At 31.4% G+C, this 17,315-nt stretch carries 20 protein-coding genes and 1 pseudogene; 20 read left to right on the forward strand and 1 reads right to left on the reverse strand.

The window, feature by feature from the left end; translation table 11 throughout:
- The first annotated feature begins 332 nt into the window (after window positions 1-332).
- From B5E87_RS10235 to B5E87_RS10280, 10 genes and pseudogenes are all read left to right on the forward strand, one after another.
- Window positions 333-995 (forward strand): carboxymuconolactone decarboxylase family protein, encoded by a 663-nt coding sequence (locus tag B5E87_RS10235; RefSeq protein WP_206399296.1) that lies wholly within the window; start codon window positions 333-335, stop codon window positions 993-995.
- A gap of 199 nt (window positions 996-1,194) precedes the next feature.
- Window positions 1,195-1,731 carry a flavodoxin family protein gene (locus B5E87_RS10240; protein WP_087244829.1) on the forward strand — a complete coding sequence of 179 codons (537 nt, stop codon included), beginning with the start codon at window positions 1,195-1,197 and terminating at the stop codon, window positions 1,729-1,731.
- 60 nt (window positions 1,732-1,791) lie between these two features.
- Complete coding sequence (locus tag B5E87_RS10245; protein WP_087244830.1) at window positions 1,792-2,277, forward strand: NUDIX domain-containing protein; 486 nt, start codon at window positions 1,792-1,794, stop codon at window positions 2,275-2,277.
- 2 nt (window positions 2,278-2,279) lie between these two features.
- The gene (locus tag B5E87_RS10250) at window positions 2,280-3,044 is read left to right on the forward strand and encodes an HAD family hydrolase (protein WP_087244831.1); all 765 of its coding nucleotides are present in this window, start codon (window positions 2,280-2,282) and stop codon (window positions 3,042-3,044) included.
- A gap of 72 nt (window positions 3,045-3,116) precedes the next feature.
- Window positions 3,117-4,028 carry a DUF2232 domain-containing protein gene (locus B5E87_RS10255; RefSeq protein ID WP_087244832.1) on the forward strand — a complete coding sequence of 304 codons (912 nt, stop codon included), beginning with the start codon at window positions 3,117-3,119 and terminating at the stop codon, window positions 4,026-4,028.
- Between the two features lie 11 nt (window positions 4,029-4,039).
- The gene (locus tag B5E87_RS10260; protein WP_087244833.1) at window positions 4,040-6,004 is read left to right on the forward strand and encodes a GGDEF domain-containing protein; all 1,965 of its coding nucleotides are present in this window, start codon (window positions 4,040-4,042) and stop codon (window positions 6,002-6,004) included.
- The gene (gene rplI / locus B5E87_RS10265; protein ID WP_087244834.1) at window positions 6,004-6,450 is read left to right on the forward strand and encodes a 50S ribosomal protein L9; all 447 of its coding nucleotides are present in this window, start codon (window positions 6,004-6,006) and stop codon (window positions 6,448-6,450) included. Before B5E87_RS10260 ends, rplI begins: the two co-directional genes overlap by 1 nt.
- Window positions 6,451-6,462: 12 nt before the next feature.
- Entirely contained in the window at window positions 6,463-7,833 is a 1,371-nt protein-coding gene (dnaB, locus tag B5E87_RS10270) for a replicative DNA helicase (protein WP_087244835.1), read from the forward strand.
- A 68-nt stretch (window positions 7,834-7,901) separates the two neighbouring features.
- Window positions 7,902-8,438, forward strand: coding sequence for a GNAT family N-acetyltransferase (locus B5E87_RS10275; RefSeq protein WP_087244836.1), 537 nt, complete (start codon window positions 7,902-7,904; stop codon window positions 8,436-8,438).
- A gap of 158 nt (window positions 8,439-8,596) precedes the next feature.
- Window positions 8,597-9,058, forward strand: a pseudogene (locus tag B5E87_RS10280) (GNAT family N-acetyltransferase); the annotation flags it as partial.
- Between the two features lie 45 nt (window positions 9,059-9,103).
- Here the strand turns inward: B5E87_RS10280 and B5E87_RS10285 are convergent.
- Window positions 9,104-9,490: a hypothetical protein gene (locus tag B5E87_RS10285; RefSeq protein ID WP_087244837.1), complete on the reverse strand. Its 387-nt coding sequence runs from the start codon at window positions 9,488-9,490 to the stop codon at window positions 9,104-9,106.
- 237 nt (window positions 9,491-9,727) lie between these two features.
- On the opposite strand from B5E87_RS10285, the gene B5E87_RS10290 reads away from it, so the two are divergent.
- The 10 genes from B5E87_RS10290 (at window position 9,728) to typA (ending at window position 17,085) form a co-directional block, all read left to right on the forward strand.
- Window positions 9,728-10,318: a thymidine kinase gene (locus B5E87_RS10290; RefSeq protein WP_087244838.1), complete on the forward strand. Its 591-nt coding sequence runs from the start codon at window positions 9,728-9,730 to the stop codon at window positions 10,316-10,318.
- Window positions 10,319-10,501: 183 nt separating this feature from the next.
- Complete coding sequence (locus tag B5E87_RS10295) at window positions 10,502-10,807, forward strand: pyrimidine dimer DNA glycosylase/endonuclease V (protein WP_087244839.1); 306 nt, start codon at window positions 10,502-10,504, stop codon at window positions 10,805-10,807.
- Between the two features lie 168 nt (window positions 10,808-10,975).
- Complete coding sequence (locus B5E87_RS10300) at window positions 10,976-11,632, forward strand: HAD family hydrolase (RefSeq protein WP_087244840.1); 657 nt, start codon at window positions 10,976-10,978, stop codon at window positions 11,630-11,632.
- Window positions 11,622-11,795, forward strand: a complete 174-nt coding sequence (locus B5E87_RS10305; protein ID WP_087244841.1) for a GntR family transcriptional regulator — start codon at window positions 11,622-11,624, stop codon at window positions 11,793-11,795. Before B5E87_RS10300 ends, B5E87_RS10305 begins: the two co-directional genes overlap by 11 nt.
- 29 nt (window positions 11,796-11,824) lie before the next feature.
- Window positions 11,825-12,535, forward strand: coding sequence for an alpha-amylase family glycosyl hydrolase (locus tag B5E87_RS10310; RefSeq protein WP_241147166.1), 711 nt, complete (start codon window positions 11,825-11,827; stop codon window positions 12,533-12,535).
- A 195-nt stretch (window positions 12,536-12,730) separates the two neighbouring features.
- Complete coding sequence (locus B5E87_RS10315) at window positions 12,731-13,417, forward strand: AzlC family ABC transporter permease (protein WP_342670401.1); 687 nt, start codon at window positions 12,731-12,733, stop codon at window positions 13,415-13,417.
- The gene (locus B5E87_RS10320) at window positions 13,410-13,724 is read left to right on the forward strand and encodes a branched-chain amino acid transporter permease (RefSeq protein ID WP_087244844.1); all 315 of its coding nucleotides are present in this window, start codon (window positions 13,410-13,412) and stop codon (window positions 13,722-13,724) included. The genes B5E87_RS10315 and B5E87_RS10320 overlap by 8 nt, the downstream gene beginning before the upstream one ends.
- Window positions 13,725-13,757: 33 nt before the next feature.
- Window positions 13,758-14,405, forward strand: a complete 648-nt coding sequence (locus B5E87_RS10325) for an SGNH/GDSL hydrolase family protein (protein WP_087244845.1) — start codon at window positions 13,758-13,760, stop codon at window positions 14,403-14,405.
- Between the two features lie 14 nt (window positions 14,406-14,419).
- Complete coding sequence (locus B5E87_RS10330) at window positions 14,420-15,154, forward strand: alpha/beta hydrolase family protein (protein ID WP_087244846.1); 735 nt, start codon at window positions 14,420-14,422, stop codon at window positions 15,152-15,154.
- A gap of 107 nt (window positions 15,155-15,261) precedes the next feature.
- The gene (gene typA, locus B5E87_RS10335) at window positions 15,262-17,085 is read left to right on the forward strand and encodes a translational GTPase TypA (RefSeq protein ID WP_087244847.1); all 1,824 of its coding nucleotides are present in this window, start codon (window positions 15,262-15,264) and stop codon (window positions 17,083-17,085) included.
- Window positions 17,086-17,315 lie beyond the last annotated feature (230 nt).

Genomic DNA, 17,315 nt, shown 5'->3' on the forward strand with positions numbered 1-17,315 from the left:
TCAGGAGTAGAGAGATCAATCATAAGAACACCACCTAAGATGATTATACAATACAAAAAAGCGATAATCATCAAAGATGATTAATCGCCATGGACAAAATTTATTTTGTCCTTTTTTTAGGATGTTTTTTATATTTTATAATCATATGGAAATGTTAATAATAAAGGTTAATAATAAATGAAAATGATCTGGTATACATTGTGGAAAATCAATGATTGAACATGCTATAATAAAGAGGAGGCTATCTTATAAATAGAATAGAAAGAAGTCAAAAGAAATATGAAGAATTATTTTTAAACTCACAAACATTAGATTTAAAAGATCCTGAATTCATGACACAGTTACAAAGATTGATATTTGGTGAAGTTTTTTATGTTGGAGATTTGACAGATAGACAAAGAGAACTCATCACATGTAGTGTTTTAACAGTTTTACAGACTTTACCACAATTAAAGGCACATCTGAATGCTGCCTTGAATGTAGGTGTTTTACCATTAGAATTAAAAGAATCATTATATCAATGTGCTCCATTTATTGGTTATCCAAGAACATTGAATGCGGTGAATGTATTGAATGAAGTTTTAGAAGACAGACATATTTCATTACCACTAGATAATCAGACAAGTATAAAAGATGAAGAAAGATATGAAAAAGGATTAGAAATTCAAAAAGAGTTATATGGTGATGAAATTAAAGACAGATATCGTTATTTACCAGATGATGTCGGTGAAGCTTTACCAAGATTTTTAACAGAATGGTGTTTTGGTGACTGTTATACAAGAAAGGTATTAGATATTCCAACAAGAGAATTATTGATCTTTTGTATTTTAACAGCACTCAATGCCTCTGGACAGCTTTATGCACATGCTTTAGGAAATATCAAAGTTGGAAACTCTTTACATACACTTTATTATGCATTGATTCAATGCCTACCTTATTTAGGTTTCCCATGTGTGTTTAATGCTTTTAATGCGATTAAAGATTTAGCTGAATAAATATGAATCATAAAGATGGATAGAAATGTTCATCTTTTTTTGTGATTTTGATTGTTGTAAGAAATATTGGGTTATTGTTTCATGTTGATGTTGTAAGCGGAAAAAGTATGCTTTTTAGCTATGCTGTGAGATTGTTTTTAGGTATTGGACGAAAAAGAATATACACATTAAAATAGGAATAAAGAAAGGATGATGAATAATGAAGATATTGGTTATATATGGAAGTCCACATCAGAAAGGTTCTTCATATTTATTAGCAAATGAATTTATCAAAGGAGTTCAGGAAAATCACCATGAAGTCACTGTTTTTGATGTGGCTCATCGTCATATTGCACCCTGTCTAGGATGTGACCATTGTGGAATGAATGGTCCATGTATTCAAAATGATGATATGGGTCAGTTAAGAAAAGACATGCTTGATCATGACATGATTGTTTTTGTCACACCACTTTATTACTTTGGAATATCAGCACAACTAAAAGCGGCTATTGACCGTATGTATAGTTTTACAATGGAATTATCATCTATGCATAAAAAGACAGCTTTTATATGCGCTGCATGGAATAGTTCTCAGGGAACAATGGATGCTGTTAAGATGCATTATGAGGCATTGGTTGATTATATGCATTTTCAAGATATAGGAAGCATTTTAGCAACTGGATGTGGAACACCATCTATGACTTTGCGTTCACCTTTTATGGAAAAAGCATGCCAATTAGGGAAAAGTATCCAATAAGGCTCTTGAAATATCAGGAGCTTTTTCTTTATAATAAATTTAATAAAGGGGCTGGAGAGTATGAAATATTGTGATGAATGTGGACATGAATTGATTGAAAAACCATGTGGAATTGATGGGACAATGCCTTATTGTGAACATTGTCAGAAGTTTAAATTTCCAATGTTTAATAGCGCTATTTCTGCTATTATATTCAATCCACAAAAAGATAAGGTATTGTTAATACAACAATATGGACAGGTAGACTATATTTTGGTAGCAGGATATATAAATAAAGGTGAAAATGCAAAACAGACATTAATCAGAGAGATTCAAGAAGAAGTCAATTTGAAAGTTGTAGATTATATGTATAATGATAATGAGTATTATGCAAAAACAAATACATTAATGCATAATTATATTGCGGTGGTTGATTCAGAAGATTTTCATTTAACAAATGAAGTGGATCATGCCAAATGCATTCCTGTTGATGAAGTCTTCAATGTTATGAAACAAGGATCATTAGCCCAATCCTTTGTGAAAAGATATTTAGAAAAGAGGGGTTGATTATGAAGAAAATATTTTTCTTTGATATTGATGGAACATTAGCGATACATGGTGTAATTCCTGAAGGGAATCTCAAAGCTTTAAAATTACTTCAGGATCAGGGACATTTCACATTCATATGTACAGGGAGAGCACCATTTTATGCCCAAAATCTTTTTGGAAATCTTGTCAGTGGTCTTATTACATGTAATGGAAGATATATTATATATCAAGGAAAGAAATTGTATGGAAAAGCTTTTTTACCAGAAGAACTGTCATATTATTATGAAAAAATAAAAGCATTCAATGCAGGAGCTATGTTTGTTTCTGATGAGGTTGCCGTTCCTTATTTATTAGATGATGCACAGATTGAAGGTATTAAAGATGAATATGGTTTACAACGTATTCAGACAAATGCTTCTTTATTGCCATTTTATACATTTGATTTGTTTTATCATGATCTTCAACAACGTGATACACTGATACAGGCTTTTGATAAAGAATTGGTTATTAATGATCATGGTGGTCATGGCTCATGTGACTGTTCAACCATTGGTTTTGATAAGGGTGATGGTATTGCTTATTTATTGAAATATTTTCATATTGATAAAGAGAATGCCTATGCTTTTGGGGATGGTTATAATGATCAGGCGATGTTTAGAGAAGTAGGACATGGTATAGCGATGGGAAATGCTGTAGATGTTTTAAAACAAAAAGCGACATATATTACAGATTCTATTGATCAGGATGGTATATTAAAGGCACTACAACATGAAGGAATAGCTTAAAGTTATTCCTTTTTTGTACATGAAGTTTGATTTATGTTATAATAGCGATACTTCAAAGGAAAGGATCTTTATATGGGAAATGTAAAAATAAGAAAAATGGTCCAAGGCGCTATGATTGCCGCTATCTTTGGTGCTTTGTCTATTTTCAATACGTATACAGGCAGTATGTTTGATATATTTATTTGTTATGGCATGGTGATTCCACTTGTCTGGTATAGTTATACATATCGTTTACAGGATGGTCTGTTAGTCAGTTTGATTGCGATGATTGTGATTATGATCACAGGATTACCTTTTTTTGCAATTTCATCATTTTCTTCATGTCTGATTGGTGTTTTTTTAGGTGAAGCTTTAAAACGTCAGGCTTCTCGAGGTGTTTTGTTTTTGGGGACATTATCTCTTACATTTTTCAATAATATCTTGCTTTATGAAGTTTTTGCAGGATTATTAAATATGGATCTGATTGGTGAAATGAAAGAGATGTATATGATGATGGAAAATGTTTTTCCTTCCATCACACAGACTTTTTCTTTAACATCATTTCTTTCATTAGCACCCCTTCTTTTATTGATTATGTCATTTCTTGAAATGTATGTGATTATTTTGTTATGTCAAATGGTTTTATCACGTTTTCATATTCCTTTTCCCAATTCGTTCCACATTGCTTATATGCATTTAAGTCGTCCAATAGGAGGTATTCTGACAATAATGCTGGTTGTCAGCTATGTATTAGAACATATTTATGCGATGAATAATATTTATATCACTTATATATATTTGATCTCTTTATTAACTTTGGCTGTTGAAGGCCTTGCCTTTTTGTCATGGCTGTCTATTTTGGAAAATAAACCACGCCTTATCATCCTGGCTTTTTTGGGTATGCTTATTCCATTTATCAATCAAATGTATGTTGTCATAGGAATCGTAGATATATTTAGTGATTTAAGAGAAAAACTATTGTATAATAAACATAATGAACAATAAGGAGGGATACAATGATCAGAAAGATATTACAAATCAGGAATCTATTAATGGCTTTATTGGTTGGAGAATGTGGTATATTATTTGGCTTATATCTTTTATTGAATACTCCGATATTGTTGGCTTTTAGTGTATATGCGCTTATTAAAAATGTTATTATTTTCTTGATTGTTGTTTATATTTCTTATGTTTTAGAAAATAATCAATTAAGTGTTGAAGAAGTTTTAAATAAAGATGCTAAAAATGCATTCATATTTGGTGGTATTGCTTTAATTCAGTATGATGAAAATAGAGATATTGTATGGACAAGTGATTTATTGAAGGCCATGAATATTAATATTGTAGGGGTTAAGCTTTTGGAATGGCAACCCCATTTGGCAAGTCTTTTTGATGATGAAGATGTCAAAGTGATTGATATTAAAGGTAAAAAGTTTGAAGCTTATATTAATCAGGGAACTAAGCTGATTTATTTAAAAGATGTCACACAGCTCATGTCTTTACAACAAGATTACTTAGATCAGCAGGTTTGTATGGCTTATATTACAATTGATAATTATGAAGAAACATTGGAAAATGCTGATGAACCTAAGATGGCTTTGATACAATCACGTTCTAGACAAGTTATCGTAGATTGGGCATATTCCAATGGGATTATTATTAGACGTTTTAAATCAGGTGGTTACTTAGCATTTTTTAATGAACGTATTTATCGTAAACAAGTTGAAAATAAATTTGCGATATTAGATACATTTAAAGAAATGTCAAAAGAGTTAGATGAAGTGATGACTTTAAGTATTGGTATTGGTAAAGATTCTCGTGTTTTAAGAGAACTTGATGAGATGGCTTCTGCCGCATTGAATTTAACGTATTCACGTGGTGGTGACCAGGTGGCTGTTAAATCTGGAGAAGATAAGAAAGTCAGATTCTTTGGTGGTAATAGTGATACTTTTGAAAAGAGCAGTAAAGTCCGTGCACGTGTCATTGCACAATCTCTAGCAGGGCTTATCAAAAATGCCAGTCAAGTAATCGTGATGGGGCATAAGAATTCAGATTTGGATTCATTTGGAGCATCACTCGGTGTGGCTAAGATAGCTATGGCCTATGGAAAGAAAACAACAGTCATTGTTGATTTTGAATCCATTGAAAAGAAAACTAAAGAAGTCGCTGTTTTGGTTAAAGCTGATCCACGCTATAAAGGAATGATTCAATCAGCCAATGAAGCAATTGAGCGTGTTGATAAAAATACCTTGTTAATTGTTGTGGATAATCATAAATCCAGTCTAGCACTTTCTAAAGCTTTGTTAGAACGTGTCAAAAATAAGGTTATTATTGATCATCATCGTCGTGGTGAAGAATTTATTGAAGCACCAGTTTTAACATATCTAGAGCCAGCGTCTTCAAGTACTGTAGAATTAGTTATAGAGCTTTGTGATTATCAAAATGTAGATTTGAAAATCAATGAACTGGATGCTACAATAATGTATGCTGGAATGCTGGTTGATACAAATAACTTTAAACAGCGAGTGGGTGTGCGTACTTTCCAGTCAGCAGCGCATTTGAAAGAATTACAGGCCAATGTGCCAATGGCTTATGAATTTATTAAAGATTCTTATGAAGAAACGTTGCAGCGTCTTTCTATTGCCCAGACAGCCTATCAGTATCGTCCTGATATTTTGATTGCCTGTGGACAAGAAAGCGAAGAATATAATTCTAGTTTATTAGCTAAATCAAGTAATGCATTGCTTGAAATTAGTGGTATTAAGGCAAGTTTTTCCATTGGTAGAATTTCTAAAACAAAGGTCGCTATCAGTGCGAGAAGTACCAAGGATATGAATGTACAGGTCATTATGGAAGCCTTGGATGGTGGTGGTCATTTTAGTATGGCTGCAGCACAGTTTGAAAATAAAACGATTGAAGAAGTACGTCTTTTATTAGAAGAAAAAATACAAGAATATTTAGATGATAGAGGTGAAGTATAATGAAAGTGATTTTATTACAAGATGTTAAGAAGGTAGGAAAGAAAAACGATATTGTCAATGTTGCTGATGGATATGGACAAAACTTTTTGATTAAAAACAATTTAGCCGTTTTAGCAACTGAACATGGGAAAAAAATGGTTGCTCAAACAAAAGAAAAAGAAAGATTGGAAGAATTAGAAAATAAAAAGAAAGCTGAAGAATTAAAAGAAAAAATTGAAAGTCTAACATTAGAATTTAAGTTATCATCTGGTAAAGATGGTAAAACTTTTGGAAGTATTTCAACGAAAAATGTTGTTGAAGAATTAATGAAAACACATGGAATCAAAGTGGATAAAAGAAAGTTCATTAATGCTAGACCCATACAAGCTTTAGGATATACAAATTTAAAAATTGAATTGCATAAAGGAGTTATTGCGACAATAAAAGTTCATTTATCTGAAAAATAAGGAGGGAAAAAGATGGCTAGAGAATATCCCCATGATTTGGTAGCCGAAAGATCATTGCTAGGATCTATGTTGATATCAAGTGATGTCTGTCAGACTGTTTTATCATTAGCTTCAAAAGATGATTTTTATTTGGATAGCCATCGTATTCTTTTCGAGGCTATGCAAAATATTTATGCTGATAATAGCCCTGTTGATGTCACAACATTAACATCTTATTTAATAGATAAAAAATTGTTAGATAAAACAGGTGGTGTTGAATATCTTTTAGAATTAAGTGAATCAGTGCCAACAACATCTCATAGTGAACATTATTTAAAAAGATTAAATGAAAAAGCTTTGTTGAGAAGATTGATTAAAGAATCAACAGAAATTATTGAAAAAGCTTATGGTGATGTCGAAAATATCAATGATTTTATTGGTGAAGTTGAAAAAGATTTCTTGAATGTCACAAGAGATCGTAATGCCGGTGAATTCCAAAATGTTAAATCAGTGATTCAAAAAGTAACAGATCGTTTGGTGATGTTACAAAAAGCAGATGGGAAAATATCTGGTGTTAAAACTGGATATTATGATTTAGATAAATTGACATCTGGTTTTCAAAAAGGTGATTTGATTATTTTGGCTGCACGTCCATCTGTTGGGAAAACAGCTTTTGCATTGAATGTGGCTTATAATGTTTCTTATAAGTCAGATGAAGCAGTCGCTATCTTTTCGCTGGAAATGCCAGCTGAGCAGTTGATTCAACGTATTATCTGTTCAGCAGGAAGTTTAAAAGCTGAATCTTTGCGTTCAGGTTCTATTTTAAAAGAAAGCAGTGAAAGGTATTATGCAGCTGCTGATAAAGTCTCTAAATGTAATTTATATATTGATGATACTCCGGGTATTCGTGTTGGAGAAATTGCTGCGAAATGTCGTCGTTTAAAACGTGAACAAGGTTTAAAGATGATTGTTATTGACTACTTGCAGCTGATTTCAGGACCGGCGAATAGTCGTGAATCTAGACAACAGGAAGTATCAGATATTTCACGACAATTAAAAATGATTGCCAGAGAATTAGAAGTTCCAGTTTTAGCTTTAAGTCAGTTATCTCGTTCCGTTGAAAAACGTGATAATAAGCGACCTGTTTTATCAGATTTAAGAGAATCAGGAGCTATTGAACAGGATGCCGATATCGTTTCATTTATTCATCGTGAAGATTATCAGGATCCTAAAAAAGAAGCTGAAACACAAGGAGCTACCGATATTATTATTGCAAAACACCGTAATGGGGCTTTGGCTGATATACGTCTTGTTTTCTTAAAACAATTTAGTAAGTTTGCCAATCCAGCAAGATCAGATCAGCAAATTAATCCATTAGAAGGTGTTAAAGATTTAAGAACATAAATATTTGACAAAATGAAGGAGTTTTGACTCCTTTTATTTAAAAATGATTTTATAAAGGAGGAACGCTTATGATTTTCACAACCAAAAGGTTAATTCTTAGACCGTGGGAAGAAAGTGATGCGCAAAGTCTTTTTCGATATGCCAGTGATCCAGATGTTGGACCGATTGCAGGATGGCCACCCCATCAAAGTGAGGAACAAAGTTTAGATGTGATACGTCATGTCTTTAATGGTGAGGAATGTTATGCGATTTGCAAAAGGGATAGTCATGAAGCTATTGGGGCTATAGAACTAAAACTCAATGGGCATACAGATATGACTGAACGTGATGATGAATGTGAGCTTGGATACTGGCTGGCCAAACTCTATTGGGGAAGAGGCTATATGCCTGAAGCTGGTAGAGAATTGATTCGACATGCCTTTGAAGATTTAGATATGAAGACTATCTGGTGTGGATATTATGATGGGAATACGAAATCTCTAAGAGTACAAGAAAAGCTAGGATTTATTTATCATCATAGTTGTGATGAGGTGCCTGTACCTTTGTTGAATGAAGTAAGGATTGGTCATACAAATTATATGACAAAAGAATCTTGGGAAAAATAGTGGACAATGGATACGTTGTCTTGTAGGGACATTATTTGTAATTGTGCTTTGTTTAGGTTTCTTTTTTCAAAGTATATTATAGATAAATAATCAGGAGGAATATCATGATTTTAGAAACAGAACGTTTGTTTTTAAGAGAATGAGAACAAAGTGATTTTGATGATTTAGCTCAAATATTACAGAATCTACATGTGATGTATGCTTATGAACATGATTTTTCAAAAGAAGATGTTCAGACATGGCTAGATCGTCAAAGAAAAAGATATAAGGAATATGGTTTTGGATTATGGGCCATGATTTTAAAAGAGACAAATGAAATGATTGGTCAGGCAGGGCTGACAATGCAGTCTTATCAGAATACCCAGATATTGGAAGTGGGTTATCTGTTAAAAGAGGAGTTCTGGCATTATGGATATGCTAGAGAAGTGGCATTAGGCTGTCAAAAATATGCTTTTGAAAATTTACAGGCAGATCAGTTATATGCCATCATTAAAGCTGATAATATTTCATCTATCAAGGTGGCAGAGAGTCTTGGTATGAAAAAGGTAGATGAGTTTATGACAGGATATTATAACGGAGAGACACTTCATTATTCATATACAATTGAACGTACAAAATAAAATCAATAAAAAAATGATAGACATCAAAAGATGAATATCATTTTTTTATGTGCGTTTATCAAATTGTTGATGGCATGTTGGGCAGGTAATTGTAATATCACCTTTTCCTTTTGGAACTCTTAAATATTGGTGACAGTGAGGACATTTTAAATATTTATGTGTTTTACGATATTTCCATTTATTTTTTTGACGATTAAAGAATTTTCTTATTCCAGATGTTTTAGCTAAAAACCATTCATTTTCCATATTACGTTTATAAATTTGTTTAGAAAACATTCTATATAAAGAATAAATAATAACCGCATAACACAAGAATGAAACAAATGGAACAAATAAAGAAATCACAAATAAAATAATATAACTTATAAATAAGAAATTTCCAAACTGATCAACACCATATCTGCCATACATAAAGTTTCTTAACCAATTCATTTTTATCACCGACCTCTATTATAAAGACGAATTATGAATGAAATATGACTTTTTGAATTCTTTATCTTTTAAATTCATTTTATTTGAAGAAATAATTTGAATACCTCCTATTGATAATGAGACTTTTATTGATGAAAGATAGAAATAGCTCATAATCGAATCTTGATTGATTATGTCAAAATATATTCAAAACTTATAGTGTTTGTAGTATAATGGATATTCGTGGAGGTTGAATTTATGTATAATCAATATCGAGAAGGATGGCTTGAAGTGATATGTGGATGTATGTTTGCTGGAAAGACAGAAGAACTCATTCGTCGTATTAATGTTTTATCTTATGCTAAAAAGAAAATAATTGTATTTAAACCTGAAATTGATAATCGTTATTCTGATAAAGAAATCGTTTCACATGCAGGAACGAAAGTCCCTTGTATTGTTGTAAAGGATTCTAAAGAAATTTTAAGATATATTAAACCTGATACAGAAGTAATTGCTGTAGATGAAGTTCAATTTTTTGATAGAGATATTGTTGATGTTTGTGAATACTTGGCTGATAAAGGATTACGTGTGATGGTTGCTGGTCTTGATAAAGACTTTAGAGGTGAACCATTTGGTGTCTTACCAGAATTATTAACACGTGCTGAATTTGTCACAAAGTTGACTGCTGTATGTGCAAAATGTGGTGCACCAGCAACACGTACACAAAGACTTGTGGATGGGTCTCCAGCTTCATTTGAAGATCCTATTGTTTTAGTAGGTGCTGTTGATCATTATGAACCACGTTGTCGACATTGTCATGAGATTTTAAATAAACCACATAAATTTTAAAAGTTCACACTCAAGACATATTTCTCATATATATTAATAGTGTCGAAAGACAAATACGATAGTATTGATTCCCCTCAAATCTATCATATATCCCTAAGAAAGAGATGCAACCCCAAAGCATCTCTTTCATTTTTTGGTATATTTTAATTATTTTGACATAATCATATATATGGAGGATTTTATATGAACTTATGTCATCAGGAAGATATACAAAAATTAACGACTCAAGAACTTTTTCAACAACATAATTATATTTGTTATTTAAGGGGAGATGGATGGCAAAAAGAACAGCATTATGTTTTTGACTATCCTTATTTATACCTCTATGCTTTTCATATGCATGTCATAAAGGAGATAGAACAAAGAGGTTATAGTGTAGATCCTTTATGGAAAGATTCGTGCTTTAGAGGAATTCATCGTGGATATGAAATTTCAATGCTCACGTATGATGATTTGGATATACCAATACATTTATATAAAGAAAATTAAAGAAAAATGAAATGTTCATATCTAATTCATATTGACAAAGTATATTATAGGTGTAAAGATAATAGAATCCATAAAAACTCCCTTTAAAATATGTATTCTAGAAAGAATCAGGTTTCTGATTCTTTTTTCTTTTTCTAAATCATGTATAATAAAGACGGGTGAAGAAAAATGAAAAGAATACTATTTGATTTAGATGGGACATTGACAGATCCATTTTTAGGTATTACACGTTCTGTAGCGTATAGTTTAAAATCTTTTGGCATTGAAGTTGATGATTTAGAAACATTAAAACCATTTATTGGTCCACCTCTAGATGTGTCTTTTAGAGAGTATTATCATATGGATGAAGCACAAAGCTGGAAAGCTGTTGAAAAATATCGTGAGTATTTTTCAAAAAAAGGATTATTTGAAAATAAAGTTTATGAGGGTATGGAAGACTTTTTACAATCATTACTGAATATGGATATGAAATTATATGTATGTACCAGTAAGCCTGAAGTGTTTGCAAAAGAGATTCTTGATCATTTCTCTTTAACACCATATTTTACAGGTATTTATGGCGCAACCTTAGATGGAAGTCTTAAAAATAAAGGTGATGTGATTGCTCATTGTATAAAGCAGGAACAGCTCAATATTCAAGACTGTATGATGGTTGGTGATCGTCAACATGATATTGTCGGAGCGCATCAAAATCAAATACCTTGTATTGGTGTCTTATATGGTTATGGAAGTTTAGAAGAATTTCAGGAGTATCATTGCGATTATATAGCTAAAGACTTGATAGAATTAAAAAAGATAATAGAGGAATGGAAAGATGTTAAGTAAATATCAACAGATTTATGAAGATTTGAAACAGAAGATTGAAAAAAATGAAATTCAGTCCAATACATTTTTGCCAAGTGAAAATGAACTCATGAATATTTATCAATCATCTCGTGATACCATTCGTAAATCCTTATCCTTACTCCAATTGACTTTCAGGAATTAAAACAATTATTAAACGATTGGCAATTAGGTATGCAAAATGGGAATGGCTGGAATGCTGTATTCTGGTGCTGCCATGATCAGCCACGTGTTTTATCACGTTTTGGAGATGACAAGAATTATCCAAAAGAATCAGCTAAAATGCTAGCCACAACAATCCATATGCTAAGAGGAACACCTTATATTTATCAGGGTGAAGAAATAGGAATGACTAATGCCTATTTTACAGATATTCATCAATATCGTGATGTCGAAAGTTTAAATGCCTATCAGATTCTTAAAGATAAAGGTGTACCAGAAAAAGAGATTTACCAGATTCTATTGAGTAAATCAAGAGATAATGCACGTACACCTATGCAATGGAATGATCAGGCATATGCAGGATTTAGTGATGTGGAATCATGGATAGAACCGATTTATAATTATAAAGATATTAATGTAGAAAAAAATCTAGAAGATCAAGATTCAGTTTTCTATTATTATCAAAAGTTGATTCAATTAAGAAAACAATACCAAGTCATTAGTTTAGGAACATATGAACCACTACTATCAGATCATCCAACACTATATGCCTATAAACGCCAATATCAAGATCAGGCAATCATTGTTTATAATCATTTCTATGGTGATCAGACAACATCTATAAGCATAGATGCAACTCAATATGATATTCTCAATCGCCAGACATTAGAAAATGAAATGATGTTAAAACCATATGAGTCACTTGTACTGATTAAAAAATAGATCATTATATAAATAAAAACATAACATCATTGATTGTTTATATGGGATACATAATTGATATTATGTATCTTTTTTTATGGAAATAACAAAAATAATGATATATTTTCTATTTTTCTGTATTAAAATACATATTCATGTTTCACAAAACAAATAAATAATGTTAAAATATTATCCATATAGATTTGAGGTGAAATCATGAAAAAAACAATGCGAGAAGCTTTTATTGCTTCCATACCAGTCATGATGGGATATATTGTATTGGGGATGGCATTTGGTATGTTACTAGAAAGTGAAGGATATTCTTTTTTATATGCATTAGCTATGAGTGTATTTATTTATGCTGGAAGTATGCAGTTTGTCGCAATCAATCTTTTAACATCAGGGGCAACTGTTATTAATATAATGATTATGACATTATTGATTAATGCCAGACATCTGGTTTATGGTCTATCCATGATTAAAAAGTTTGAAGATATGGGAAAACTCAAACCCTATATGATTTTTTCTTTGACTGATGAAACCTACTCTTTATTGGTCAGTGCTAAAACTCCAGAGGGATGCAGTCAAAAATATTATCTTTTTTTTATTTCTTTATTTGATCAATGTTATTGGATATTAGGAAGTTTAGCAGGAAGTATTATAGGCTCATTATTAACAATCAATACAACAGGGCTTGATTTTGCGATGACTGCTTTATTTGTTGTGATTGTGGTTGAACAGTATCTTTCCAGTGATAAACATATTTATACTTATTTAGGATTTTTCATTAGTATTGCCTGCTTGATTATTTTTGGTAGTGAAGCCTTTATTATTCCTTCTATGATAGGAATTGTATTGGGATTGCTTATGATGTATAAAAAAGGAGGAGTACAAGATGCATGATCTTTTATTAATTGCTGTTATAGCATTCGTTACACTTTTAACACGTTATCTTCCTTTTCTTGTATTCAAAAACAAATCATATCCAGTTATTGAATATTTGGGTGATGTTTTACCTTATGCGATTATGGCTATGCTTGTCGTTTATTGTTTAAGAAGTGTTGATTTACTGAGTGGAAATCATAGTATTTGTGAAATCATAGGTGTTGGCAGTGTTATTTTATTACATTTATTGAAAAGAAATACACTTTTGTCTATTATTGGTGGAACTGTGATTTATATGCTATGTGTTCAAATTATTTTCATATAACATATGTTATAATGAAAATGAGGTGAAGATTGTATGCGTCAAAATATGAGATTTGATACAAATATTTATCAGTTAAGAGAGTCTGTTTTAAAAAGAATGATACAGATTATTCAACAACAAAGATATATAGAAAAAAACAGTATTGTTTTTTATGGAGATTCCATCATTGAATATTATGATGTTGAACATATTTTTAGACATTTAGGACCAGTCTATAATTGTGGAATTGGTGGTATAACATCTGATATGTTGCTTCATTTTGTAGATGAAGGGGTTATCAAATATCATCCAAGCCAAGTCTTTATTTTAGTAGGAACAAATGATTTAGGAAATACGGTGATGGCGAGTCCAAGAGATATTGCTTTAAATATTAAAGAAATGGTAGAAATCATTCATTATAATTTACCAGAATGTCAAATTCATTTGTTGAGTCCAATACCTTGTATTGAAAAGGTTCATGGTTATCAGGCTATGCATCAAGGTTTAAGAAGTCATGATATTTTACAGATGATCATGCAGGAATATAAACGTATGATACCTTATGACTATGTTCACTTTATAGATATTTATCAGTCTTTATATCAAGACAATATTTTAAGAGAAGATGTTTTTATTGATGGTTTACATATTAACGAAGATGGTTATGCTTTATTGACAGAAGCTATTTTAAATCAATTATAAGGGGGGATAAAGACATGCAAGAATATTATGAAATTAAGACAAAACAAGGGGTTATGCGTGGATTCTTTCATAAACCTGATGGAAATCAATATCCAGTATGTATTATTTTTCATGGTTTTACAGGTCAAAATACAGGAACAAAATTTTCTTATGTACAATTATCAAGAATGCTGGAAAAACAAAATATTGGAACCATTCGTATGGATTTTTTAGGCAGTGGACAATCTGATTTAGATTTTAAAGATATGACTTTTCAAAATGAATTAGATTCAGCTATCAAAATCTTAGAGGAAGTCAAGCAGATGGATTGTGTGACAGATATTTATTTGCTTGGTCATTCTATGGGTGGAGCTATCGCAAGTGAGGTTGCTAAAATGTATCCTCAAGATATTTCTAAAATGTGTTTATGGGCACCTGCATTCAATCTTCCTGAAGCGATTGAATATTTAAAAGGGCATGTTGAAGAAGCTCCTTATTATGATCATAGTGGTTTTGAAATCTCTCATGAATTTGTTGAAGATATAACATCGAGAGATTTATATCAGGATTTAGATACTTATCAAAATGATCTTATGATAATTCATGGAACTGAAGATACAACAGTTCCTTATGCGATATCTCAGAAATATTTAAAAGGTTTTGTCAATCCAGTTTTTCATCCAATAGAAGGTGCGACACACAATTATGATAATTTAGAACATATTCGTCAGGTGATTCAACTGACATATGATTTTTTCATACAGGGCTAAACTCCCTGTATTTTTCATGATAAATTCAATAAAGAGTCAAGCTTTTTGTATTGTCTTTTCAATGAATTGTGTTATAATCAAAAAGGCAAAAAGGAGGAGTGAAAAACATGAATAACATTAGAAATATAGCAATTATTGCTCACGTTGACCATGGAAAAACAACTCTTGTTGATCAGTTATTAAAATTATCTGGAACATTAAAGGATAATGAACAGATTGCTGAAAGAGCAATGGATTCAAATGCCATTGAAAGAGAACGTGGAATTACTATTTTAGCAAAAAATACTGCTATTAATTATAAAGATTATCGTATTAATATTATGGATACACCTGGTCATGCCGACTTTGGTGGTGAAGTAGAACGTATCATGAATATGGTTGATGGTGTTTTATTGGTTGTTGATGCTTATGAAGGAACAATGCCACAAACACGTTTTGTATTAAAGAAGGCTCTAGAAGCTAAAGTGAAACCAATTGTCGTGATTAATAAAGTCGATCGTCCAGTTGTTCGTATTCATGAAGTTATGGATGAAGTTTTAGAATTATTTATGGAATTAGGTGCTGATGATAATCAGTTAGATTTCCCAACTGTCTTTGTTTCAGCTTTAATGGGAACATCAAGTTTAGATCCTGATATTGCAACTCAGGTTCCTAATATGGATTGTTTATTTGATATGATTATCAATGAAATTCCAGCTCCATTAGTAGATGAAGAAGGTGGATTACAGTTCCAGCCTGCTTTACTTGACTATAATGAATATGTAGGGCGTATTGGTATTGGACGTATTCAAAAAGGAAAAGTTAAAGTTAATGAAACTGTTGTTTGTTTACGAGCAGATGGAACAAAAACACAATTTAGAGTTCAAAAATTATTTGGTTTTTTAGGATTACATAGAATTGAAATTGAAGAAGCTAGTGCTGGGGACATTGTTGCTATTGCGGGACTTGCGGATATTGGTGTTGGTGAAACTGTCTGTACAATGGGACATGAAGAACCATTACCATTATTACGTATTGATGAACCAACAATTCAAATGGTTTTTGGTACAAATACTTCACCATTTGCAGGTAAAGAAGGTAAGTTTGTCACAGCAAGTAAAGTAGAAGAAAGATTATTTAAAGAAACAAATAGAGATGTCTCTTTAAAGATTGAAAGAGTGCCAAATGCTGAAGAATGGATTGTTTCAGGACGTGGAGAATTACATTTATCTATTTTAATTGAAAATATGCGTCGTGAAGGATTTGAATTACAGGTTTCTAAACCAAAAGTTATTATTAAAGAAATTGATGGTGTTAAATGTGAACCTTATGAAGAAGTCTTTATTGAAGCACCAGATGAATGTATTGGAAGCATTATTGAATCTTTAGGATTTAGACGTGGAACATTAGAAAATATGGAATCTGATAACGGTATGACAAAAGTGCATTATATCATTCCATCACGTGGTTTAATTGGATTCATGACAAACTTTTTAACAATGACAAAAGGATATGGAATTATCAATCATTCATTCTTAGATTATCGTCCAATGGAAGGAGATACTGTTGGAGAAAGACAGTTAGGAGTTCTTGTTTCTATTGATACAGGACAAACAACAGCTTATGCCCTTGGCGGTGTTGAAGATCGTGGAGTTATGTTTGTTGGTCCAGGTGTAGAAGTTTATGAAGGTATGATTGTGGGTGAACATAGCCGTGATAATGATTTGGTTGTCAATGTCACAAAAGGAAAACAATTAACAAATACACGTTCTTCTACAAAAGATTCAACTGTTGTTTTAAAGAAACCAAGAGTTTTCAACCTAGAAGCTTGTTTAGATTATATTAATGATGATGAACTTGTAGAAGTGACACCAAAGAATATTCGTTTAAGAAAACGTTTATTAACTGAAAATGAAAGAAGAAAAGCTTATACGAAAAAAATGAATGGATAATGAAAGGGTTCTTACTTGAATGGACAAGTAAGAATCTTTTTTCATGTAAAATAAAAGAGAAAAATTGTGATATAGTAGTTGAAAACATGGCTGATAAGGTAAATTGTTAAAGGGATTGATCAAGATTTATCAATCAAAGAAATGATAAATCCGATTATTTTAAAGATTAGATAAATTGATAAAATATTTTTTTTGTATTAAAAATTTGATAATATTTTTGAGAATATGAT

Origin of the sequence: Massilimicrobiota sp. An142 (assembly GCF_002160725.1) — a bacterium.
GTDB lineage: Bacteria > Bacillota_I > Bacilli_A > Erysipelotrichales > Coprobacillaceae > Allocoprobacillus > Allocoprobacillus merdigallinarum.